The sequence below is a fragment of the Anaerococcus rubeinfantis genome (assembly GCF_001487145.1).
Taxonomy (GTDB): domain Bacteria; phylum Bacillota; class Clostridia; order Tissierellales; family Peptoniphilaceae; genus Anaerococcus; species Anaerococcus rubeinfantis.
The window spans coordinates 1474567-1496538 of sequence record NZ_LN913016.1 but is presented as its reverse complement, the minus strand read 5'-3'; the positions used below and the strand labels follow the sequence as shown (position 1 = coordinate 1496538).

Sequence of the window (21972 nt, the reverse complement as noted above, 5' to 3'; positions counted from 1 at the left end):
TCAAGGATTTTTTTAATTAATTTATTGTATAATAGATTTAAGAAGTAAATTTAAACTATAAAGAAAGGTTTTCATAATAGGAGAAAAATATGGGAGAAAAAAATATTAATGATTTTGTAAGAGAAAATGCCCCTTGTTATGTTTATCAAAAGGATGTGATTGATAAATCTTGTAAGATTTTAAAGGAAAAATTTAAAAATGTTGAATTTTTATATTCAATCAAGGCAAATCCTTTTATGCCAGTTATAAAAACAATTAAAGAAAATGGAATTGGTTCTGATGCAGCATCAAGCAATGAAGTTTTAATGTCGATTGAAGCTGGTATGGAAAAAAATCAAATTTATTATTCTGCCCCAGGAAAAACTATGGAAGATTTGGAAAAAACCTGGGATAAGTGTATTTTTATTGCAGATTCTTTTCACGAACTTGATTTGTTGGATAAGCTTGCAAAAGATCACGGAGAAATTTTGGAAGTTGGTTTGAGAGTAAATCCAAATTATTCAATGAAAGATAAAAAAGCTCACCCAAGTAAGTTTGGTGTTGATGAGGATAAAATTTTTGATTTTTCTTGGAAATATAAAAATTTAAAACTTATAGGAGTTCATGTTCACGTTCAAAGTCAAATTCTTGATACAAAGCTCCTTTCAAACTACTACAAAAATACCTACAATTTGGCACTTAAATTTTCAAAATTATACTTTGTTGATTTGAAATTTATAAATTTTGGGTCTGGAATTGGTGTTTCATATGATAAGAAAAATGAAAAAGATGTGAATTTGGATATTTTGTCAAAAACTATAAAAGATTTGTACGAAAAAAATAAAAAAGAGCTTGGAGCAAAGTTTTTAATTGAAAGCGGAAGATTTTTGGTAATGGATTCGGGTACATACTACACACCTGTAATTGACAAAAAATATTCTCAAGGGAAAACCTATCTTGTCGTAAAAAATGCTATGAATGGTTTTGTTAAGGCTTCAATGAAAGAAATGTTGAAAGATGCCTTGGGCAAAGAATGTGAAAGAGGCTTTGAGCCACTTTATACAGGAATTAATCAATGTGAATTTGAAATTATTGGAAATTCTTTGGAAAAAGAAAAAGTAGATATTGGTGGCCACTTGTGCACAAGCCTAGATTTGTTGGCAAGAGATATTGAATTAAAAAAGGCAGAGATTGGAGATATTTTAAAAATTACAAATGCAGGAGCCTATTCCTACAGTCTTTCAATTTTAAATTTCGCAAGCCACGATTTTCCAAAAGAATTTTTGATTTAAAAAGTGTAAAAATAAAAAGGACTTTTTGAAAAAATCCTTAGAACGTAGACAAAGTCAGTTTAATAATTCACTAATAATTCAAAAATAAAATTAAGCTAAAACCCATCTCGACTAGATAAATATGCCTTGATTTGGCATATTTATCCCTAAAACTAAATGCGAAAGCACGAAGAAGTTTGCGTAGCAAATATGTTTTAGTGTGAGTGAAACGAACGCACGGAGAAATCTCATGAGATTTCTCGACTCACTACGTTCGCTCGAAATGGGAAAATTTTTAGTTTGTCAACAGACTGAGGGCTTATTCAAAAGTCCTTTATTTTATTTGATCTTCTATATCTTCAAATACCATATCTTTGGAAAGTTTTTCTATTGTATTTATGGTTGATTTCCAATTTTTTACAAGGGCAGCCCTTGCTTTTTCAAGATTTTTTTCTTTTAAGGCATCAATTATATCATTATGTTCATTATAAGTTGTGAAATTTTCTTCACCGGCTTCAAAAAAATGAATTTCCATTCTTTCAACTCTTCTTTTTAGCTTGTCGACAATTGGTTTTATTTCTACATTGCCAGAAAGTTCAATAAAAGCATTGTGAAATTCGTTATCTTTTTTTATGGTTTTTAATTGGTCATTTTTTCTGTGAAAATATTTAATGTCTTCATTTAAATCTTCGATTTTTTCTATGAATTTATCGTCAATTTTGTCAAAAGATTCAATAAGGGCAAGCTCCTCCAAACTATAAATAATTGGATAAATATCTTCTGCCTCGCCAGGATTAATTGGAGCAACAATAGTCCAGCGATTTGCCTTGGTCATGACTAAGCCCTCGCTTTCAAGTTGCAACAAGGCTTCTCTTACTGGAGTTCTAGAAATTCCTAAATCATCTGAAAGTTCTTGAACCCTAAGTCTTTCGCAAGGTTTAAGTTCTCCATTTATAATTCTTTTTGCAAGCAAATTGTAAGCTTCATCTTTTACAAAAGTCCTGCTAATTTTTTTTATCTTAACTTTATTTTTATCTTTTTCACTCATAAATTCCTCTTTTTTAAATTATTCCATACAAAAATATTATAACAGAAATATAATTTTGCACAAACGTTTTATTGAAAAGCTTAAAGTGATATGTTATACTCTACATATAAATAATGGAGGAAAATATGAAACTTGTTGCAGGATTTGAAACGACCAGCGAAGCTCTTTTGATGGAAAATTTTTGTAAAAATAAAAATATAAAAGGGGACATGATTCCAGTTCCCGAAGAATTTGGGGCGGGTTGTGGTTTAGCTTTCAGATTTCAAAGTGCAAATTTTGAAAAAATAAAAAAAATCCTCGATGAGGAAAATATTTCATATAAAATTTTAAAAGTTTTAGATATATAATTAATCCTAGGAAATTTTATATAAGGAGAAATTATGAAATTAGTAAAAGATTTACCAGAAGTTTTTGAAGAATTTGCTGATCAAAGAAAAAATTCTTTTTTGGAAGTAAAAAAAATAAAAGATAGTGGAAGGCCAGTTGTTGGTATGTATTGTACATATTTTCCAAGAGAAATCGCCCAAGCAGCAGGGGCAAGAACCGTTTCTCTTTGCTCAACTTCTGATGAAACTATAAGTGAAGCAGAAAAAGATTTGCCAGTAAATCTTTGTACCTTGATAAAATCATCTTATGGTTTTGCCAAAACTGATAAGTGTCCGTTTTTTCATTTTTCAGATTTGGTAATAGGTGAAACAACTTGTGATGGAAAACAAAAAATGTATGAACTTATGGGAGAATTTAAACCAGTTCATGTGATGAATCTTCCTCATAATCAAGGCGAAGATGCCCTTAATCTTTGGGAAAAAGAAGTTGTTAGGGTAAAAGAAAAAATTGAAGATACTTTTGGAGTAGAAATTTCTGATGAAAATTTAGAAAAAGAGATAAAACTTGAAAATGAGATCAGAAAAGCCTTTAAAAAACTTGCAGGAACAATGGCAAATGATCCAACCCCTATGTCAGGTTATGATTATTTTAAAGTTTTGTACGGGTCAACTTTTAAATTTGACAGGGAAAATCTTCCAGATGAGCTTAATAAATTGGCAGAAAAAATCATGGCAGAATATGACGAAAATCGTCCAAAAAAACCAAGGATTTTAATAACAGGTTGCCCAATCGGTGGAGCAACTGAAAAAGTTATAAAAGCCGTTGAAGATAACGGGGGAGTAGTTGTAAGTTATGAAAATTGTACGGGCGAGAAAAATTACGATAGGCTAGTTGAAGAAGGTACAGAAAATCCTCTAAAGGCTCTTGCAAAAAGATATATTGATATTGGATGTTCTGTGATGAGCCCAAATGAAAATAGGTTTGACCTTCTTGATAGGTTAATTGATAAGTACAAGGTCGACGGGGTTTTGGATGTAGAACTTCAATCTTGCCACACTTATGCAATCGAAACATCTTCTGTAAGAAAATTTGTAACAGATGAGAAAAATATTCCTTATATATCATTGGAAACAGATTTTTCAAAGACGGATATAGGACAAATAAATACAAGAATTGCAGCTTTTATAGAAATGCTTTAGGCTAATTGTGAACTTGTTGTAAAAGGGCAAATTTTTATTTTTTATTAAATTGGGTAAAAATTTGTCCAAAGCAAGTTCACTTTTATTTTGAAAAATTTTAGTTTTTCTAAGATTTTTGTGAAAATGTTTTATTAAAAAAAGATAGTATATTGTAAATATAGAAAGTAGTTGATTATATGCTAGATAGATACGAAAGAAAAATAGATTATTTGAGAATTTCTCTTACAGACCGTTGCAATTATAGGTGCAAATATTGTATGCCAGATGGTCTTTCTTGTAAAAAAAATCATGAAGATATGCTGACTTTAGAAGAGATTAACGAAATTAGCAAAATTTTTGTAAAAAAAGGAATCAAAAAAATCAGACTTACCGGTGGCGAGCCTTTGGTTAGAAAAAATGTAGAGACTTTGGTAAAAATGCTTGCTGAAATTGATGGACTAGAAGATTTGGCAATGACAACAAACGGATATTTTTTAAAAGAGAAGGCAGAAATTTTGTGGAAAAATGGACTAAAAAGATTAAATATTTCTCTTGATAGCCTAGATTTTCAAAAATATAAAATGATGAGCCAGGGCGGAGATTTAGAAAAAGTTCTTGATGCAATAAAATACGCCAAAAATTTTGGCTATGTTATAAAAATAAATACTGTTTTAATTAGAGGATTTAATGATGGGGAAATTTATGATCTTATAAAATTTTCCAAAGAAAATGACCTACAATTAAGATTTATTGAGCTAATGCCAATAGGTGGGACAGCAGATTTTTCAAAAGATAAATTTATTTCAAGTGATGAGATTATAAAAAAACTAAATCTTATTCCAATAGAAAATTCTGACAAAAATTCACCGACAAGCCTTTACAAAGTCCCAGATTTTGATTACACACTTGGACTTATTGAGCCATTAAGTCATAAATTTTGCTCTACTTGCAACAGATTAAGACTTACAGCAGACGGAAAAATTAGACCTTGTCTTCATTCGGATTTGGAAATAGATTTAAAAAAAGCGATAAGAGAAAATAAAGATATAGAAAAATTAATTGATGAAGCTCTTATGAAAAAACCTAAAAGACATCATTTGGAAAAAGAAGTTATAAAAGAATCCATGTATAGGATAGGAGGATAAATGTTTACACATTTAGATAAAAACGGCAGGGGGCAAATGGTTGATATTTCTCAAAAAGAAATCAGCCAAAGAGAAGCCATAGCCAAGGGTTCAATTGAACTTAAAAAAGAAACGATAGAAGCTATAAAAAATGAAAAAATAAAAAAGGGAGATGTTCTTGCAATTGCCCAAGTTGCAGCGATCCAAGCAGTGAAAAATACATCTTCAATAATTCCTATGGCCCATCCACTTTTGTTAAATGGAATAAATGTAGATTTTAATTTTGAGGGAAATTTATTATTCTGTGAGGTTAAAGTTAAGTGCCAGGGAAAAACTGGAGTTGAAATGGAAGCTCTGACGGGAGTTTCTGCTGGGCTTTTGACAGTTTATGATATGTGCAAGGCTCTTGATAAGTCTATGACCATAAAAGATATATATTTAGTAAAAAAATCAGGAGGAAAATCTGGACTTTATGAAAGAGAAAATTTATAATTACGCCTTTGTGGTAATTTCTGATACCAGATCAAGCGGCGAAAATAAGGATGGATGCATTGATGCTTGTGCAAAAACAATGCCAGAAAATTATAAGATGGTTTATAAATCTATAATAAATGACGATTTGGAAAATATTGAAAATGAATTGAATAAATTGGTTGGTGAAAACATCCAATTAATTTTAACATCTGGTGGGACTGGACTTTCAAAAAGAGACAACACACCAGAGGCAAGTTTAAAAGTAATAGAAAAACAAACGCCAGGCATAAGCGAGGCAATAAGATTAATTTCAAAAGAAAAAACTCACATGTGGGCCTTATCAAGGGCAGTTTCTGGAATAAAAAATAATTCTTTAATTATAAATTTGCCAGGATCTCCCAAGGCTGTCACAGAAAGTATAGAAGGAATTTTGCCATTTTTAAGCCATGGCTTAGATATATTAGAAGGGGATAACAGTGGACACAAATAAGAAAGCAACAGTCTTATCAATAAATATTTCAAAAACAAAGGGAGTGAGAAAGGAACAGATAGGTCAAGGTTTATTTAAAAGAGATTTTGGGCTAGAAAATGATGCCCACGCAGGAAAGTGGCACAGGCAAGTGAGTCTTTTGGCAGTAGAATCAATTAGAAAAATGGAAAATGAAAATCGTAAATTTTCTTTTGGAGATTTTGCAGAAAATATTACCACACAAGGAATTGTTTTGCACGAGCTTCCTATTGGAGAAAAATTAAAAATTGGCGATTGTGTTTTGGAAGTTAGTCAAATTGGTAAGGAATGTCACAAGGGTTGCGCCATAAAACAAAGTGTTGGAAAGTGTATTATGCCTTATGAGGGAATTTTTGCAAAAGTAATTAAAGAAGGCGTGATAAAAACTGGAGATGAAATTAAAATTTTAGGAGGAAAAAATGAATTTTAAAAAAATCGCAATGACAGCTCTAGCAGGAGCAATGCTAATCGGTACAGTAGGATGTGCAAACAAAAATGCTAATGACAATAAGTCAAATGAGCCTATGTCAAGTTCAAATGTAGCTAAATCAAATGAAAATACAGACAAGGAGAAAAAAGACCTTGTAGTATTTGCAGCAGCTTCAATGACAGAAGCTTTGGAAGAATTAAAAACAGAATTTGAAAAAGAAAATCCAAATCTTAATTTAACATTTAACTTTGATTCATCAGGAACATTAAAAACACAAATTGATTCAGGAGCAGACTGTGATGTATTTGTTTCAGCAGCTCAAAAACAAATGGATGAACTTGAAGACGAAGATAAAATAGATAAAGAAACAAGATTTGATTTGCTTGAAAATGAAGTGACTCTTGCGGTAGCAGAAGGAAATGAAAAAGGAATCAAAGATTTTAAAGATCTTGAAAAAAGAGATGTTGAAAAAATTGCCCTCGGAAATTCTGATGTTCCAGTTGGTCAATATTCAGAAGAAATTCTTAAAAATTTAGGAATTTGGGATAAAATCCAAGATAAAGTTACTTTCGGTTCAAACGTAAAAGAAGTTACATCATGGGTTAGCGAAAAGGCAGCTGATTGTGGAATAGTTTATAAAACTGACGCAAAAACAGCAGGACTTGAAACAGTAGCAGTGGCTGATGATTCAATGCTTGAAAATAAAGTAATTTATCCAGCAGCTCTTCTTAAAAATTCTAAAAATCCAGAAGAAGGCAAAAAATATCTAGAATTTTTACAAGGCAAAAAAGCATCAGAAGTTTTAGATAAATATGGATTTAAGCCATTAAGTAAATAATCATGGACCTTTATCCATTATATAATTCAATAAGGATTGCAAGTATATCATCAGTAATAATATTTTTTCTTGGTATATTTGCCGCCTACTATATTAAAAAACTACCTGCAAAAGTAAAGGGGGCAATCGATGTGGTATTAACCCTACCCTTGGTCTTGCCTCCTACTGTTGTAGGATTTTTTCTAATTAAAATTTTAGGACCAAATTCAGGACTTGGGAAAATTTTTGTAGATTATTTTAAATTTCCACTTATTATGAATTGGTATTCAGCAATTTTTGCAACAGTTATAGTTACCTTTCCCTTGATGTATAGGACAACAAGAGGAGCCTTTGAAGCTTACAATGAAAATTTAACCTACGCTGCTCAAACTTTGGGAAAGTCAAATACTTGGATTTTTTGGAAAGTTTTGATGCCAAATTGCAAAAAAGGAATAATGGCAGGTTTAGTTTTATCCTTTGCAAGAGCCCTTGGAGAATATGGAGCAACTTCAATGGTAAGCGGCTACACTCCAGGAAAAACTGCAACAATTTCAACAAGTGTCTATCAATTTTGGAGAATTGGTCAAGACGAAATCGCATATAAATGGGTCATGATAAATGTTCTAATTTCATTTATAGTCCTTGTTGCCATAAATTTTTTGGAAGATACAAAAGAGGGGGAGAAGGCCCATGCTTGAAGTTGATATCAAAAAAAATTTTGAAAATTTTAAGCTTGATGCAAAATTTACAAACGAAGAAGGAATTTTGGGGATTTTGGGAGCGTCAGGTTCTGGCAAAAGTTTGACCCTAAAAGCCATAGCAGGAATAATAAAACCAGATTGTGGAAAAATAATTTTAAATGGTAGGATCCTTTTTGATAAAGATAAAAAAATAAATATACCAACCAAGGACAGAAAAGTTGCCTACCTTTTTCAAGATTACGCACTTTTTCCAAATATGACAGTTTATGAAAATATTAAAACTGGATTTAGGGGAAAAAATAAAAATTTTGAAAAAATAATAAATAAAAAATTAGAAGAACTCCACATAGACCATATAAAAAACAAACGTCCAGATATGATTTCCGGTGGAGAAAAACAAAGAACGGCTCTTGCAAGAATTTTGGTAAATGAACCAGAAATTCTTTTGTTAGACGAACCATATTCAGCGATTGATGGATATTTGAGATGGTCAATTGAGCTTGAAGTTAGAAAAATTATAGAAGAATACAAAATTCCAACCCTTTTTGTATCCCACGATAGGGACGAGATTTATAGGATGTGCGATGATATAGTTGTAATGACAAAAGGAAAATCAGAGTCTAAAAAAAGAACCAAGGAACTTTTCCACAATCCAGAAACAATAGCAGCAGCAGAGCTATCAGGTTGCAAAAATTTCTCAGAAATTGAAAAAATCGGAGAAAATTCCTATAAATTGAAAGCCTGGGATCTTGATTTAGATTTAGAAAAAGATTATAAAGAAAAATTTATAGGTATAAGAGGCCATGATGTAGAAATTTCTAAAAATAAAAAAGAAAAAAATTCATACGAGTTAGAAATATTAAAAGAAATAGAACAAACTTTTAATATGTGTCTAATAATAAGAAAAAAAGACGGCCAAGGCCAAATTACCGTATTTTTGGACAAGGAAAAATGGAAGAATTTAAAAAACGAGAAAAATTTATATTTTAATTTGAGAGAAGATAAAATAATGTTTTTAAAATAAAAATAAATTTTAAAAAATCTCATGATATAGAAAAAATAGACTGTTGTAAAATGATGACTATTCATATTTTTTGCGATGTTCTCTTTTTTGTTTTATAAAATAAAAAGTAAAAACTTCAGCAACTAAAAAAAGCACATACTCACCCATCTCGACCTTTTGGAGAGATCTCCTTCAAAAACTAAGATAAAAGATAGAGCGTGCATTCAAAAAATAACCCGATATATATTACAAATATAAAATAAAACACAAGCTAAAATCAACAAAAGAGATCTCTCGACTAGGCTCGAGATGGGTTATGCGAGTATATACTTTTATACTTCGAATAAATTTAAATAAAATTTAAATAAACTCACTTTTTTATAATAAATTAGCAATTTTAAAAAGAAATTTAATAATTAAAACCAAAAAATAAAACTTTAGCAATTAAAAAAAGCACACACTCACCCATCTCGACCTTGTGGAGAGATCTCCTTCAAAAACTAAGACGAAAGAAATAGTAAGCATTTTAAAATATAATCCAATATATATAATACCAAGTATAAATGAAAATATAAGCCGAAATCAACAAAAGAGATCTCTCGACTAGGCTCGAGATGGGTTATGCGAGATATACTTTTATACTTTGAATAAGATTAAACTAGATTTCAATAAAATAAAATATATTTTAAAAAATCAATTTGACTCATTACATTCGCTCGAGATGGGGTAGATATGTCTATATTTTTAAACTTCGAATAAAATATAATAAAAGAAACTTATAGTTATTTTTAAATTTCAGTATCAAAATTGAAAAATAATATTTCTATCACTTAAAACCTAAAAATAAAAACTTCAGCAATTAAAAAAAGCACACACTCACCCATCTCGACCTTGTGGAGAGATCTCCTTCAAAAACTAAGACAATAAATAGTGCATTCAAATAAGTATTTTAAAAAATCTATAACTGAAAAAAAGCTAGGTCTCGCCTAGCTTCTTTCTTTTGCTATATTTTTCACAGCTTCTATCGTTTTTTCTATTTCTTCTTTTGTGTTATAAAATGACAGGCTCATCCTTACTATGCCTTGTTTTTTTGTTCCCATTTTTTCGTGAAAAAGTGGGGCACAATGGCTGCCTGCTCTTACGCAAATCTCATAATCATCCCAAAGTTTCATTGCTATATAATTTGCAGGAATATTGCCTATATTAAACGAAACTATTGGCACGTGCTTTAAATTTATATTTGAATAAAATTTTATCCCCTTAATATCTTTTAAGCCATCATATAAAATTTTTGTAAGCTCATTTATATCCTTATGAGGATTTTTTTCCAAAAATTCTACAGCTGCCTTTAATCCTGCAAAGGAATGAACATTTGCAGTTCCTGGCTCAAATAAATCTGGCAATATGTGGGGTTGGGTTTTTGAAAATGAATCAAAACCAGATCCTCCAGCAAAAACTTGCCTAAATTCAAAATCCCCATTTACAATAAATCCGCCCGTTCCTTGGGGAGCGTGAAGGCCTTTGTGGCCTGTGAATAAAAATATTGAATTATCATATTTTTTTATATCAAAAGGCAGGTATCCTGCAACTTGGGCTCCGTCAATTATTAATTTCAAATCATTTTTCTTACAAATTTCATAAGCCCTATCAAGGTCTGTCAAAACTCCCGAAACATTTGATGCTCCTGTAATGACTAAAGCCTTGGTGTTTTTTTTGACCAATTTTTCGATTTTTTCAAGATCAAGGCTAAAATCATCTTTTATTCCAATAAAAGAAATTTCTGTCCCATCTTTTACCAAACCATAAAGGGGTCTTAAAACTGAATTGTGCTCTGAAAGACTTGTTATTATATGGTCATTTTTATTAAATAGAGATTTTATAACAAAATTTAGGGCGAAAGTTATATTTTGACACAAAACAACATTTAGGGGATTATCCATGCCAAAATAAGCCCCAACTTTTTTTCTTGTTTGCATCAATAAATCCAAAGCATCAAGGCTAACCTTGTAGGCTCCTCTTGATGGATTTCCAAAAGATTTTGAATTTATAGCATTATAAACTGCCCTTGCGACTGATTCGTCCTTGTCGATTGTTGTTGCAGCATTATCAAGATAAATCATAGGCTCTAACCTCTGGCTTTCTCTCGTTTTCTTTGTAAACAAGCAGGTATTTTTCATCAAAATTCAGCTTATTTTTTGAAAAAATTTCCCTTACTTTCTCATCAAATTTTTTCTCATACCTAAGACAAAGCCCACAACCTGCGTCAATTTCTGGCAAAAGAGGGACTAGCCTTGCCCTTATATTTTCACTTTCGACTTTACTAAGGGCAAGATAGGCAAAATTTGATGATTTGAAAGTATAAATAACATATTCCATTATGGTCTTATTGTGTGATGGGTTCTCATTAGTGAAGAAATTTCATACATATTTGAAATTCTTCCAACCTTTAATTCTTCTTTTACTCCATAGTGGTCAAGACAAAGTCCGCATGAAATTATATCTACTCCGTTATCAGCAAGTTTTTTCAAATCTTCAATGGTATTTTCTCTTTGTGTTGTCAAAAATACTCCCTTGTTGTAGCAAATTACATATTTTGGAAGAACATCTGCCTCAGTTATTGAAACTAAGAAACTTTCCAAAAGAGATTTTGAAAAATCTTTATCTCCATCACCAATTTTATCAGAATCAAAAACTACAACATATGAAGATGATAGGCTTTCTCCCTTATCTTTTTTCTCTGTTTCTTCATCATTTTTCTTAAATGTTAATTTAAAAACCTCGTCTTCTTTTTCTTCGATTTCAACATCAAAGCCTGTTTCTTTGGCAAGTTTTTTCAAATTTTCTACAGCAATATCTTCATTTACAAGTACATAAAAATTTTCTGCACCATTTTTAATTTCTCTTTTTGCCATAATTACAGGCATTGGACATTCGATTCCTCTAGCATCAATTTCTTTCATTTTTTTACTCCTTTATTCTACAAATATTGATTTATCATATTTTTTACTAATTTGACCAACGATTTTTGCATCAATCTTATTTTTTCTTAACTCTTCCAAGGCATTTTTTGCATCATCTTTATTAATACTTACCAAAAGTCCTCCGGATGTTTGAGGATCGTATAAAACTTCCTCAAGTGCAAAGTCATCGACAAGAAATTCTACCCTATCTTCCATATGCATCCTATTTCTTTGACCTCCCTTGGTAAAGACGAATTCGCTTGCAGCTTTTTTTGCCCCATCAAGGATTGGGATATTTTTAGAATCAATTATGGCGGAATATTTATCGCCAAGCATTTCTGATAAGTGGCCCATAAAAGAAAAACCAGTAACATCGGTAGCTGATCTTATCCTATATTTTTCCAAAATTTCCTTGGCATATTTATTTAAAAATATCATGGAAGAAATAGCCTTATCCATCTCTTTTTGCCCAAGAATATCAATTCCATAAGCATTTGTAACAAGAGTTACTCCCAAGGGTTTTGTCAAAATCAAAAGATCTTTTTCATTTGGCGTATTGTTTTTCCAAACCTTATCAATATCAACTTTTCCTGTAACTGAAAGTCCGTACTTTATTTTTGGATCGTGGATAGAATGACCACCAACAAGAGATGCACCAGCTTCTATAACCTTACTAGCACCACCTTGAAGAATTTTTTTCAAAATATCTATATTTTCATCTTCAGGAAACAAAACAATATTTAGTCCACAAATTGGATCAGCTCCCATAGCATAAATATCTGATAGGGCATTTGTAGCTGCAATTTGCCCAAAAATATAGGGATCAGAAACCATAGGTGGAAAAAAATCTAGGGTGGTTACGATTCCATTATTTTTATCGACTCTTACCAAAGCAGAATCATCCATGGTATCGTATCCAATTAAAACATCATCTCTTTTAAAATTTTTAATAGAAGATAAGGTCTCGCCTAGACTTTCTTGGGGAATTTTTGCGTTGCAACCCCCGCAAACTTCTAGTTCTATATTTGACATATCTACCTACTTTCTATAATTATTGAATTTTAAGTATTATATCTAAATTATACTATAGGAAAAATTTTATAAAAGAAAAATCCTAATTTAAAAAAATAAAAGGCGAAAAAATACAGACTTTTGACAAACTGAATTTCACCCATTTCGAGCGAACGTAGTGAGTCGAGAAATCTCATGAGATCTCTCCATGCGTTCGTTTCACTCGCTTAGTCGAGATGGGTTTTAGCGTAATTTTATTTTTAAATCATTAATGAATCATTAAACTGACTTTGTCTACGCTCTGAATTTTTTTACAAAAAAATAAAAAGTTTCTTAAAAATTTTAAAAAATAAATTCGTAAAATATTTTAAAGTGCAAGTTTAAAAACTTTTTTTGAAAACATTTTTAAAAAAGCTTGCATTTTGATGTGTGATATGTTACTATAATACCAGAAGCAGTTCTAGAAAGGAGAAAAAAGATTGAAAGAGAGTTTTAATATAGTTTTAAACGAAAGAAATTTGGAAGATTTAGCTGATTTAAGTTTTATTAATGAGGAAGAATCTTCAAAAGCTCAAAAATTTCACGCGAGCTTTCCCCAATATTCTGTAACACCTTTAAAAAGATTAAACAATCTTGCAGATTTATTTGGTGTTGAGGATATTTTTGTCAAAGATGAATCATTAAGATTTGGTCTCAATGCTTTTAAAGTTTTGGGAGGATCTTATGCTATGGCAAAATACATAGCCCAAAAACTTGATATGGACTTGGAAGACTTACCATACGAGAAATTGATTTCACCTGAAATCAAAGAAAAATTAGGCAAGGTAACTTTTATAACAGCAACAGACGGAAATCACGGTAGAGGAGTTGCTTGGACAAGTCAACAATTAGAACAAGATTGTGTAGTTTTGATGCCAGATGGATCAGCTCTTGAAAGAAGAGATAATATCAGAAAAACTGGAGCAAAATGTGACATCATGGAAGGCTTAAACTACGATGCTTGCGTAAGACTTGCCAACAAATATGCTGAAGAAAAAGGCTATATAATGGTACAAGATACAGCATGGGAAGGATACGAGGAAATTCCAACATGGATTATCCAAGGCTATTCAACACTTGCTATGGAAGCTTATGACCAATTAAAAGAAGTAGGAAAAAAACCAACTCACATCTTTTTACAAGCAGGAGTAGGATCTTTTGCAACAGGAGTAACAGGATTTTTCTCAGATGAATACAAGGGAAGTGAAAAACCTTTTATAGGACTCATAGAACCAGAAAAAGCAAATTGTAACTATCTAACAGCAAAAATAAATGACGGTAAAATCCACAATGTTGAAGGTGAAATGAACACAATCATGGCAGGCCTTGCTTGTGGGGAACCTGTAACAGTAGGATATCCAATTTTAAAATCTTATGTTGATGCATTTTTATCAGTTCCAGACAGCTCAGCTGCAAGAGGAATGAGAATTTTAGGAAATCCAATCGGAGATGACGAAAGAGTTATTTCTGGAGAATCTGGAGCAGCTACACTTGGAGCTATTAGTGAAATCTTACAAAGAGAAGATTTAAAAGATATAAAAGAAAAATTACAATTAGATGAAAATTCAGTAATATTATTTATCTCAACAGAAGGCGATACAGACTTCGAACACTATAGAAAAGTAGTTTGGGATGGATATTATACAAACGATGAAAAATTTGAATATAAAAAAATAATAAGATAATAAAAAGGAGAAATAAATGACACAAGATATCAACAAATTATTAGAAAAATTAGAAAGCTTAGATTTTGAAAACTTATACCACGATGATTTTTTCCACACATGGGATAAATCACAAGACGAACTTGAAGCAATATTTACAGTTGCTGATACATTAAGAGCTATGAGAGAAAAAAATATTTCTCCAAAAATCTTTGACTCAGGACTTGCTATTTCATTATTTAGAGATAACTCAACAAGAACAAGATTTTCATACGCATCAGCTGCAAATATGCTAGGACTTGAAGTTCAAGACTTAGACGAAGGAAAATCACAACAAGCTCACGGCGAAACTGTAAAAGAAACAGCTAACATGATTTCATTTATGGCTGATACAGTTGGAATAAGAGATGATATGTATATAGGTAAAGGCTACAAATATATGAAAGACTTTGCTGAATATGTACAAGAAGGATATGATCACGGCGTTCTTGAACAAAGACCACACCTTGTAAATCTTCAATGCGATATTGACCATCCAACTCAAGCTATGGCAGATTTACTTCACGTTATCCACGAATTTGGTGGAATTGAAAATCTTAAAGGCAAAAAAGTTGCTATGACTTGGGCTTATTCTCCATCTTATGGTAAACCACTTTCAGTTCCACAAGGAATTTCAGGTTTATTTACAAGATTTGGAATGGATGTAGTTTTAGCTCATCCAGAAGGATATGAAATAATGCCAGAAGTTGAAGAAATCGCAGAAGAAAATGCTAAAAAATACGGCGGAAGCTTTACAAAAACAAATTCAATGGAAGAAGCTTTCAAAGATGCTGATATAGTTTATCCAAAATCTTGGGCTCCATTTGCAGCTATGGAAGAAAGAACAGATCTTTATGCAAAAGGAGATCAAAAAGGAATTGATGAACTTGAACAAAGACTTCTTGAACAAAATAAAGAACACATGGACTGGGCTTGTACAGAAGATATGATGAAACTTACAAAAGACGGAAAAGCTCTATACATGCACTGTCTTCCAGCAGATATAACAGGACTTTCATGTGAAGATGGAGAAGTTGATGAATCTGTATTTGATAGATATAGAGATCCACTTTATAAAGAAGCAAGCTTTAAACCATATATAATTGCTGCAATGATCTTCTTACAAAAAGTTAAAGATCCTAAAGCTACAATTGAAAAATTAATTGAAGCTAACAAAGAAAGATTAGTTGACAAAGAAGACGAAAATAAATAAGAATTTTAAATTTTAAAAGGAGATTTAAATGACAGAAATTAATTATGATTTAGTAAAAGAAACTGCACAAAAATATTCAGAAGATATGAACGCTTTCTTGAGAGATTTAATCCTAAAACACGGTGAATCTTGTGAAGAAGGACCAAAAGCAAAAAGAATCAAAGAAGAAATGGAAAAAGTAGGCTTTGATAAGGCTTGGATTGATGGTCAAGGAAACGTACTTGGAGAAATGGGTACAGGCGAAAAACAAATCGCTTTCGATGCTCATATCGATACAGTAGGAATCGGAAATAGAGAAAATTGGGAATTCGATCCATACGAAGGATTTGAAGATGAAAATCTTATAGGTGGACGTGGTGGTTCTGACCAATTAGGCGGAATTGTATCAGCAGTTTATGGTGCAAAAATCATGAAAGATTTAGGATTTTTAAACGATAAATTTAGAGTTTTAGTTACAGGAACAGTTCAAGAAGAAGACTGTGACGGAAACTGCTGGTTATATATGATTGAAGATGAAGGAATAAAACCTGACTTTGTAGTTTCAACAGAACCAACAGATGGTGGAATCTACAGAGGACAAAGAGGAAGAATGGAAATTCGTGTAGAAGTTGAAGGAGTTTCATGCCACGGTTCAGCTCCAGAAAGAGGAGACAACGCAATTTATAAAATGGCAAAAATCCTTAACGAAATCGAACAACTAAACGAAAACCCAGCAGATGATTCAGTAGAAATCAAGGGTCTTGTAAAAATGCTTGACGAAAAATACAACCCAGACTACAAAGAAGCAAACTTCTTAGGACGTGGAACAGTTACAACAAGTCAAATCTTCTTTACTTCACCATCAAGATGTGCAGTTGCAGATTCATGTGCAATCTCACTTGATAGAAGAATGACAGCTGGAGAAACTTGGGAATCTTGTATAAAAGAAATTGAAGACCTACCATCAGCTAAAAAATTCGGTGCAAAAGTTACAATGTATGATTACGAAAGACCATCATGGACAGGCCTAAGCAAAAAACAAGAATGCTACTTCCCAACATGGGTAATTCCAGAAGATCACGAAGTAACAACAGCATTAGAAAGAGCTTATAAGGGTCTTTATGGTGATAAGAGAATTGCACCAAATGTAGAAAAAGAAATTGAAAAGAGAAAGAATTTACCATTAACAGATAAATGGACATTCTCAACAAACGGTGTTGCAATAATGGGAAGACACAATATCCCAGTAATAGGATTTGGACCAGGAGCAGAAGACCAAGCTCACGCTCCAAACGAAGTTACATTCAAACAAGATTTAGTAACTTGTGCAGCAACATACGCAGTTCTTCCACTTGAATATATAAAATAATTTTAAATAATATCAAGAAAGGCTAGTCCTTTCTTGATATAAATTTATAACTTTATATAAATGATTTATAGCTTAAATTATTTTCTAAAATTTAATTTTAATGAGCCATTTGCACATTTGGCGGAAGGCTCGATTTTTAAGAAAATATATTAAAATTAAAAGAGAGGGAAGTTCTCCTACCCTCATCTTTAAAATTTTTTATAAAAAAATTATAAGGCGAGAAAACGCTATTATAATCAATCGTTAAATAAAAAACCATAAAAGGAGTAAAAAATGAGTGAATTTATGAGACCTATACCTTTTAAAGACCTAATTGATTGGGCTTTGGAAGAATATAAGAACGAAGGTTCTATTTTTGGAATTAAAAAAGAAAAATTCTACAAAAATGAATCTGGAAAAATGCTAAAAACAGTTTTTGGCGATGAGATCTCATCAGCAGTTGGTCCTGCAGCAGGTCCTCAATCTCAACTTGCCCAAAATATTCTTGTTTCATACCTAACAGGAGCAAGATTTATTGAGCTAAAAACAGTTCAAAAACTTGACGGTGAAGATATACAAAAGGCTGTTGCAAAACCATGTATAAACTCAGAAGATGAGTGCTATAACTGTGAATGGTCAACAGAGCTTACAGTAAAAGAGGCTTATGACGAATATGTAAAAGCATATTTTGCAATTATTGCCTTGGCAAAAGAGCTAAATCTTTCTGATAAAAAAGATTTTGCCTACAATATGTCAGTAGGTTATGACCTTGAAGGAATAAAATCTGAAAAAGTTGATACATACATTGAAAATTTAAGAAATGCTGAGGATACTGATGTATTTAAAGAATGTAAAGCATATCTTGAAGAAAATATTGATAAATTTTCAAACTTCAATAAGGATGACATAGAAAATATTAGCACAAATGTTTGTGACTCTATAACTCTTTCAACCCTCCACGGTTGTCCTGCAGAAGAAATTGAAAAAATTGCATCTTATTTAATAGACGATAAAAAAATGTCTACATTTATTAAATGTAACCCTACAATGTTAGGATATGAATATGCAAGAAAAACCCTTGATGATATGGGCTTTGATTATATTTCTTTTACAGACCACCACTTTAAAAACGACCTTCAATATGAAGATGCGGTTGTTATGATTGAAAGATTATTAGATCTTGCAAAGAAAAATGACCTTGCTTTTGGTGTAAAACTTACAAATACTTTCCCAGTTGATGTAAAAAGAAATGAACTTCCAGCTGAGGAAATGTATATGTCAGGAAGATCTCTTCTTCCACTAACAGTTTCTATGGCAGCTATGCTTTCAGAAAAATTTGATGGAAAACTTCCAATGTCATATTCTGGTGGGGCTGATGCTAAAAATATTAAAGAAATTTTTGAAGCCTTGGGCCAACCAATAACAGTTGCAACAACAATTCTTAAACCAGGTGGATATTTAAGATTTAACCAATTGGCAAAAGAAACTGAAGATTTATTAAGTGATAAAGTTCACGATGTTGATGTTGAAAAAACTATAAAACTTAGAGATAAGACCATAAGCGAATGGGTTAATAATAAATTATATAGAGAAAAAGTTGGATCAAGAAAAACAAATTCACCTCTTCCACTTACAGATTGCTACAAAGCTCCTTGTAAGGATGGAGGATGTCCAATTGAACAACAAATTCCTGAATATTTAAAATTAGTTGCAAATGGAGAATATGATAAGGCAATTGAAGTTATTGCTATGGATAATACAGCTCCAACAATTTTGGGAGAACTTTGTGCTCATTATTGTCAAGATCATTGTACAAGAGTTGACTACGAAAAGAGCCTTCAAATTAGAGAAATGAAACTAATAGCTGCTAACAAGGCTCAAGAAAAATATTTAGAAAATATAAAAGAAGTAGATTTAAAATCAGACAAAAAAGTTCTTGTTATAGGAGCAGGTCCTGGTGGAATTGCTGCAGCATCATATTTAAGAAGAAATGGAATGGATGTTACAGTAAGAGAAAAATTATCAAAACCTTACGGAATTGTAAGCCACGTTATTCCAGAGTTTAGAATTTCTGACGAACAAATCGAAAGAGATTACCAAATTGCTGTAAAACAAGGTGTAAAATTTGTTTTTGATTCTGAAGTAAAAGAATCTTACGAAGAATTGAAAAAAGATTATGATTATATAATTGCTGCCACAGGTGCTTGGGAGAAAGGAAGATCTCCAGTAAAAGAAGGAAGCGAAAATATCCTTGATGCTCTTGATTTCTTATGGGATGTAAGAATGAATGGCAAGGCAAATGTTGGTAAAAAAGTTGCAGTTGTAGGTGCAGGAGATGTAGCTATGGATTGTACAAGAACTGCAGCAAGACTTGACGGAGTTGAAAGCGTAGCTTTAGTTTACAGAAGAACAGAAGCTTACATGCCTGCAACTCAAGAAGAAGTAAACGATGTAAAAGAAGAAGGCCACAAGATTTATGAACTAGTTGCCCCATACGCATATGATGGAAAAGTTTTAAAATGTGAAAAAATGGAACTTGGTGAATTTGATGAGTCTGGAAGAAGATCAATAAATTCAACAGGAGAAAAACTTGACCTTGAATTTGATACAGTAATTGGAGCAACAGGTGCAAGAGTTGATACAAGTGCTTTCAAAGAAAATAATATTAACCTAGATGACTGGGGCAATGTAAAAACTACAGAAAATTACGAGACAAATATTGATAATGTTTATGTAATTGGAGATTGTAGAGCTGGAGCAAGCACTATTGTAAAAGCAATGGGAGAAGCTAAAGCAGTTTGCCTTGATATCTTATCAAAAGAAAATCTAGAAAATGATTTCGAAAAATTTGAAAAACTTGAAGACAATAAAATTATTTACGAAAAAAGAGGAAGACTTCAAGAAAAAATCGACAACGAAAACGAAGGTTGTAGATGCCTAAAATGTGATCAAATCTGTGAAATGTGTACAGAAGTTTGTCCAAACAGAGCAAACGTAGCTATAAAAGTTGAAGGATTTGATAATCTTCACCAAATAATCCATTTAGATGGAATGTGTAACGAATGTGGAAACTGTGGATTCTACTGTCCACACGCAGGACGTCCTTACAAAGATAAACTTACAGTATTTTGGACAAAAGAAGACTTTGATGATTCAACAAATACAGGTTTCCTAAAAGATGGTAATAAATATCTAGTTAGACTTGAAAACGGCAAAGTAATAGAAGTAGAAAACTTGGATGATTTGTCAGAAAATAGGGCAAAATTAATAAAAGCAATCGAAGAAAACTATGCTTATTATATTAAGCCAACAGAAATTTTAAACTCATAAGGAGATAAGATGATATTATCAAATTGCCTAATAATTACAAACGATGAGAACAATAATTTTTATGAAAATGGCGCAGTTTATATCAAGGACAAATTAATAGAAGATGTTGGAGAAAATCAGGATATTTTAAATAAATATCCTGATGAAGAAGTAATTGATCTAAAAGGAAAACTTCTTATGCCAGGAATGATATGTGCTCACTCACACATTTATTCAGCTTACGCAAGAGGAGCGGCATTTTCAAAACCAACAGATAATTTCTTTAATGTTTTAGAAAATCAATGGTGGACTCTTGATAGGGAACTTACAACAGAAGATGTAAGATTAAATGCCCTAACAACTTATATGGAATCAATAGCAAACGGAGTGACAACAGTAGTTGACCACCATTCAGGACCAAATTCTGTAGAAAATTCCCTCTTTACCCTTGCAGATGCAGCAAAAGAAGTAGGAATTAGAACAAATCTTTGCTACGAGCTTTCAGATCGTGACGGAGAAGAAATTAGAGATAGGGAAATAAAAGAAAACGTAGAGTGGATCAAACATTCTCAAAAAGAAAATGATGATATGCTAAGAGGATTATTTGGACTTCACGCATCATTTACCCTTTCAGATGAATCATTAGAAAAAGCTCTCGATGCAATGGATGGAGTTTATAATGGTTTCCATGTTCACATTGCAGAAGGAATCGAGGACCAATGGGATTGCCAAAGAAAATATGGCAAAAGAATTGTAGAAAGACTAAATGATTTTGGCATAATAAACGAAAATACCCTTGCTATCCACTGTGTTCATATAAACGGAAGAGAAATGGATATATTAAAGAAAAATAATACTCCAGTAATTTTCAATCCAGAATCAAATATGAACAATGCTGTAGGAGTTCCTCCAGTAAATAGATTTTTTGAAAAAGGATTAAAAGTAGGAATAGGAACAGATGCCTATACAAACGATATGTTTGAATCAATGAAAGTTGCAAATATAATCCAAGCTCACAACACTCAAGATCCTACAAAAGGATTTGGAGAAACCTTGGAAATGCAATTTAAAAATAACCCTGATATAGTTTCCCACTTCCTAAACAATGAAGTAGGAAGAATTAAAAAGGGAGCCTATGCAGATTTAATTACAATAAATTATGATCCATACACTCCAATCAACAAAGATAATTGGGGCGGACACAGCCTTTTCGGTTTAACAGGAAGACTTGTAAATGATACAATAATCAACGGAAAATTTGTTATGAAAGATAAAGTAATAACAAGAGTTGACCAAGCAAAAATCCACGCAGATTCAAGACAAAGAGCTGCAAAAATTTGGAAAAATCTTTAAAATTTATTAAGCTAGTTTATTTTTTTAAACTAGCTTAATAAATAAAATTCTTATTTAAATATTTTATGAACTTATTTTAAAAATATAAGGAAAATTTTTTTATCAATTTATTTGTTTAAATTATAAGTAAATGTATCATATTATTGGAGTTTAAAAAATTCTAATATAGGATATATAAAAAATTTATATCAAAAAAA

20 protein-coding genes are annotated in these 21972 nt (G+C 31.6%); 15 read left to right on the top strand and 5 right to left on the bottom strand.

From position 1 onward, the window contains the following. Positions 1 to 89 precede the first annotated feature (89 nt). The gene (locus tag BN3265_RS08085) at positions 90 to 1271 is read left to right on the top strand and encodes a type III PLP-dependent enzyme domain-containing protein (RefSeq protein WP_058991068.1); all 1182 of its coding nucleotides are present in this window, start codon (positions 90 to 92) and stop codon (positions 1269 to 1271) included. A gap of 313 nt (positions 1272 to 1584) precedes the next feature. Here the strand turns inward: BN3265_RS08085 and BN3265_RS08080 are convergent, their stop codons facing one another. Continuing rightward, complete coding sequence (locus BN3265_RS08080; RefSeq protein WP_058991067.1) at positions 1585 to 2298, bottom strand: GntR family transcriptional regulator; 714 nt, start codon at positions 2296 to 2298, stop codon at positions 1585 to 1587. Positions 2299 to 2423: 125 nt separating this feature from the next. Here BN3265_RS08080 and BN3265_RS08075 point away from each other — a divergent pair, with 125 nt between their 5' ends. The 9 genes from BN3265_RS08075 (at position 2424) to BN3265_RS08035 (ending at position 8881) form a co-directional block, all read left to right on the top strand. Beyond that, positions 2424 to 2645 (top strand): putative Se/S carrier protein, encoded by a 222-nt coding sequence (locus BN3265_RS08075; RefSeq protein WP_058991066.1) that lies wholly within the window; start codon positions 2424 to 2426, stop codon positions 2643 to 2645. Between the two features lie 33 nt (positions 2646 to 2678). After that, a complete protein-coding gene (locus tag BN3265_RS08070) occupies positions 2679 to 3824 on the top strand; it encodes a double-cubane-cluster-containing anaerobic reductase (RefSeq protein ID WP_058991065.1) in 1146 nt (381 codons plus the stop codon). A gap of 176 nt (positions 3825 to 4000) precedes the next feature. Next, on the top strand, positions 4001 to 4948 hold the full coding sequence (gene moaA / locus BN3265_RS08065) for a GTP 3',8-cyclase MoaA (RefSeq protein ID WP_082664119.1): 948 nt from the start codon (positions 4001 to 4003) through the stop codon (positions 4946 to 4948). Further along, a complete protein-coding gene (gene moaC / locus BN3265_RS08060; protein WP_058991063.1) occupies positions 4949 to 5419 on the top strand; it encodes a cyclic pyranopterin monophosphate synthase MoaC in 471 nt (156 codons plus the stop codon). Further along, positions 5400 to 5891, top strand: coding sequence for a MogA/MoaB family molybdenum cofactor biosynthesis protein (locus tag BN3265_RS08055; protein WP_058991062.1), 492 nt, complete (start codon positions 5400 to 5402; stop codon positions 5889 to 5891). The genes moaC and BN3265_RS08055 overlap by 20 nt, the downstream gene beginning before the upstream one ends. Further along, positions 5878 to 6339, top strand: coding sequence for an MOSC domain-containing protein (locus BN3265_RS08050; RefSeq protein WP_058991061.1), 462 nt, complete (start codon positions 5878 to 5880; stop codon positions 6337 to 6339). Before BN3265_RS08055 ends, BN3265_RS08050 begins: the two co-directional genes overlap by 14 nt. After that, a complete protein-coding gene (gene modA, locus BN3265_RS08045; RefSeq protein ID WP_058991060.1) occupies positions 6329 to 7177 on the top strand; it encodes a molybdate ABC transporter substrate-binding protein in 849 nt (282 codons plus the stop codon). Before BN3265_RS08050 ends, modA begins: the two co-directional genes overlap by 11 nt. 2 nt (positions 7178 to 7179) lie before the next feature. Then, on the top strand, positions 7180 to 7854 hold the full coding sequence (gene modB / locus BN3265_RS08040) for a molybdate ABC transporter permease subunit (RefSeq protein ID WP_058991059.1): 675 nt from the start codon (positions 7180 to 7182) through the stop codon (positions 7852 to 7854). Continuing rightward, positions 7847 to 8881, top strand: a complete 1035-nt coding sequence (locus tag BN3265_RS08035; RefSeq protein ID WP_058991058.1) for a sulfate/molybdate ABC transporter ATP-binding protein — start codon at positions 7847 to 7849, stop codon at positions 8879 to 8881. Before modB ends, BN3265_RS08035 begins: the two co-directional genes overlap by 8 nt. Before the next feature lie 965 nt (positions 8882 to 9846). Here the strand turns inward: BN3265_RS08035 and BN3265_RS08030 are convergent. The 4 genes from BN3265_RS08030 to selD are packed head-to-tail and all read right to left on the bottom strand — an operon-like array spanning position 9847 to position 12852. After that, entirely contained in the window at positions 9847 to 10980 is a 1134-nt protein-coding gene (locus tag BN3265_RS08030) for an aminotransferase class V-fold PLP-dependent enzyme (RefSeq protein ID WP_058991057.1), read from the bottom strand. Beyond that, the gene (locus tag BN3265_RS08025; RefSeq protein ID WP_058991056.1) at positions 10967 to 11236 is read right to left on the bottom strand and encodes a putative Se/S carrier protein; all 270 of its coding nucleotides are present in this window, start codon (positions 11234 to 11236) and stop codon (positions 10967 to 10969) included. The genes BN3265_RS08030 and BN3265_RS08025 overlap by 14 nt, the downstream gene beginning before the upstream one ends. Then, a complete protein-coding gene (gene yedF, locus BN3265_RS08020; protein ID WP_058991055.1) occupies positions 11236 to 11820 on the bottom strand; it encodes a sulfurtransferase-like selenium metabolism protein YedF in 585 nt (194 codons plus the stop codon). The genes BN3265_RS08025 and yedF overlap by 1 nt, the downstream gene beginning before the upstream one ends. Before the next feature lie 12 nt (positions 11821 to 11832). Then, positions 11833 to 12852 (bottom strand): selenide, water dikinase SelD, encoded by a 1020-nt coding sequence (gene selD / locus BN3265_RS08015; RefSeq protein ID WP_058991054.1) that lies wholly within the window; start codon positions 12850 to 12852, stop codon positions 11833 to 11835. 458 nt (positions 12853 to 13310) lie between these two features. Here selD and dpaL point away from each other — a divergent pair, with 458 nt between their 5' ends. From dpaL to ssnA, 5 genes are all read left to right on the top strand, one after another. After that, on the top strand, positions 13311 to 14555 hold the full coding sequence (gene dpaL, locus BN3265_RS08010) for a diaminopropionate ammonia-lyase (protein WP_058991053.1): 1245 nt from the start codon (positions 13311 to 13313) through the stop codon (positions 14553 to 14555). Positions 14556 to 14571: 16 nt separating this feature from the next. After that, entirely contained in the window at positions 14572 to 15786 is a 1215-nt protein-coding gene (gene ygeW, locus BN3265_RS08005; RefSeq protein WP_058991052.1) for a knotted carbamoyltransferase YgeW, read from the top strand. Between the two features lie 28 nt (positions 15787 to 15814). Next, entirely contained in the window at positions 15815 to 17134 is a 1320-nt protein-coding gene (locus BN3265_RS08000; RefSeq protein WP_058991051.1) for a YgeY family selenium metabolism-linked hydrolase, read from the top strand. Positions 17135 to 17407: 273 nt separating this feature from the next. Beyond that, a complete protein-coding gene (gene ygfK, locus BN3265_RS07995; RefSeq protein ID WP_058991050.1) occupies positions 17408 to 20443 on the top strand; it encodes a putative selenate reductase subunit YgfK in 3036 nt (1011 codons plus the stop codon). A 9-nt stretch (positions 20444 to 20452) separates the two neighbouring features. Then, positions 20453 to 21775: a putative aminohydrolase SsnA gene (gene ssnA, locus BN3265_RS07990; protein WP_058991049.1), complete on the top strand. Its 1323-nt coding sequence runs from the start codon at positions 20453 to 20455 to the stop codon at positions 21773 to 21775. Positions 21776 to 21972: the final 197 nt, after the last annotated feature.

Coding starts and splice junctions, on each gene's coding strand:
- BN3265_RS08085 (WP_058991068.1), top strand. CDS start 90: ATGGGAGAAAAAAATATTAATGATTTTGTAAGAGAAAATGCCCCTTGT.
- BN3265_RS08080 (WP_058991067.1), bottom strand. CDS start 2,298: ATGAGTGAAAAAGATAAAAATAAAGTTAAGATAAAAAAAATTAGCAGG.
- BN3265_RS08075 (WP_058991066.1), top strand. CDS start 2,424: ATGAAACTTGTTGCAGGATTTGAAACGACCAGCGAAGCTCTTTTGATG.
- BN3265_RS08070 (WP_058991065.1), top strand. CDS start 2,679: ATGAAATTAGTAAAAGATTTACCAGAAGTTTTTGAAGAATTTGCTGAT.
- moaA (WP_082664119.1), top strand. CDS start 4,001: ATGCTAGATAGATACGAAAGAAAAATAGATTATTTGAGAATTTCTCTT.
- moaC (WP_058991063.1), top strand. CDS start 4,949: ATGTTTACACATTTAGATAAAAACGGCAGGGGGCAAATGGTTGATATT.
- BN3265_RS08055 (WP_058991062.1), top strand. CDS start 5,400: ATGAAAGAGAAAATTTATAATTACGCCTTTGTGGTAATTTCTGATACC.
- modA (WP_058991060.1), top strand. CDS start 6,329: ATGAATTTTAAAAAAATCGCAATGACAGCTCTAGCAGGAGCAATGCTA.
- modB (WP_058991059.1), top strand. CDS start 7,180: ATGGACCTTTATCCATTATATAATTCAATAAGGATTGCAAGTATATCA.
- BN3265_RS08035 (WP_058991058.1), top strand. CDS start 7,847: ATGCTTGAAGTTGATATCAAAAAAAATTTTGAAAATTTTAAGCTTGAT.
- BN3265_RS08030 (WP_058991057.1), bottom strand. CDS start 10,980: ATGATTTATCTTGATAATGCTGCAACAACAATCGACAAGGACGAATCA.
- BN3265_RS08025 (WP_058991056.1), bottom strand. CDS start 11,236: ATGGAATATGTTATTTATACTTTCAAATCATCAAATTTTGCCTATCTT.
- yedF (WP_058991055.1), bottom strand. CDS start 11,820: ATGAAAGAAATTGATGCTAGAGGAATCGAATGTCCAATGCCTGTAATT.
- selD (WP_058991054.1), bottom strand. CDS start 12,852: ATGTCAAATATAGAACTAGAAGTTTGCGGGGGTTGCAACGCAAAAATT.
- ygeW (WP_058991052.1), top strand. CDS start 14,572: ATGACACAAGATATCAACAAATTATTAGAAAAATTAGAAAGCTTAGAT.
- BN3265_RS08000 (WP_058991051.1), top strand. CDS start 15,815: ATGACAGAAATTAATTATGATTTAGTAAAAGAAACTGCACAAAAATAT.
- ygfK (WP_058991050.1), top strand. CDS start 17,408: ATGAGTGAATTTATGAGACCTATACCTTTTAAAGACCTAATTGATTGG.
- ssnA (WP_058991049.1), top strand. CDS start 20,453: ATGATATTATCAAATTGCCTAATAATTACAAACGATGAGAACAATAAT.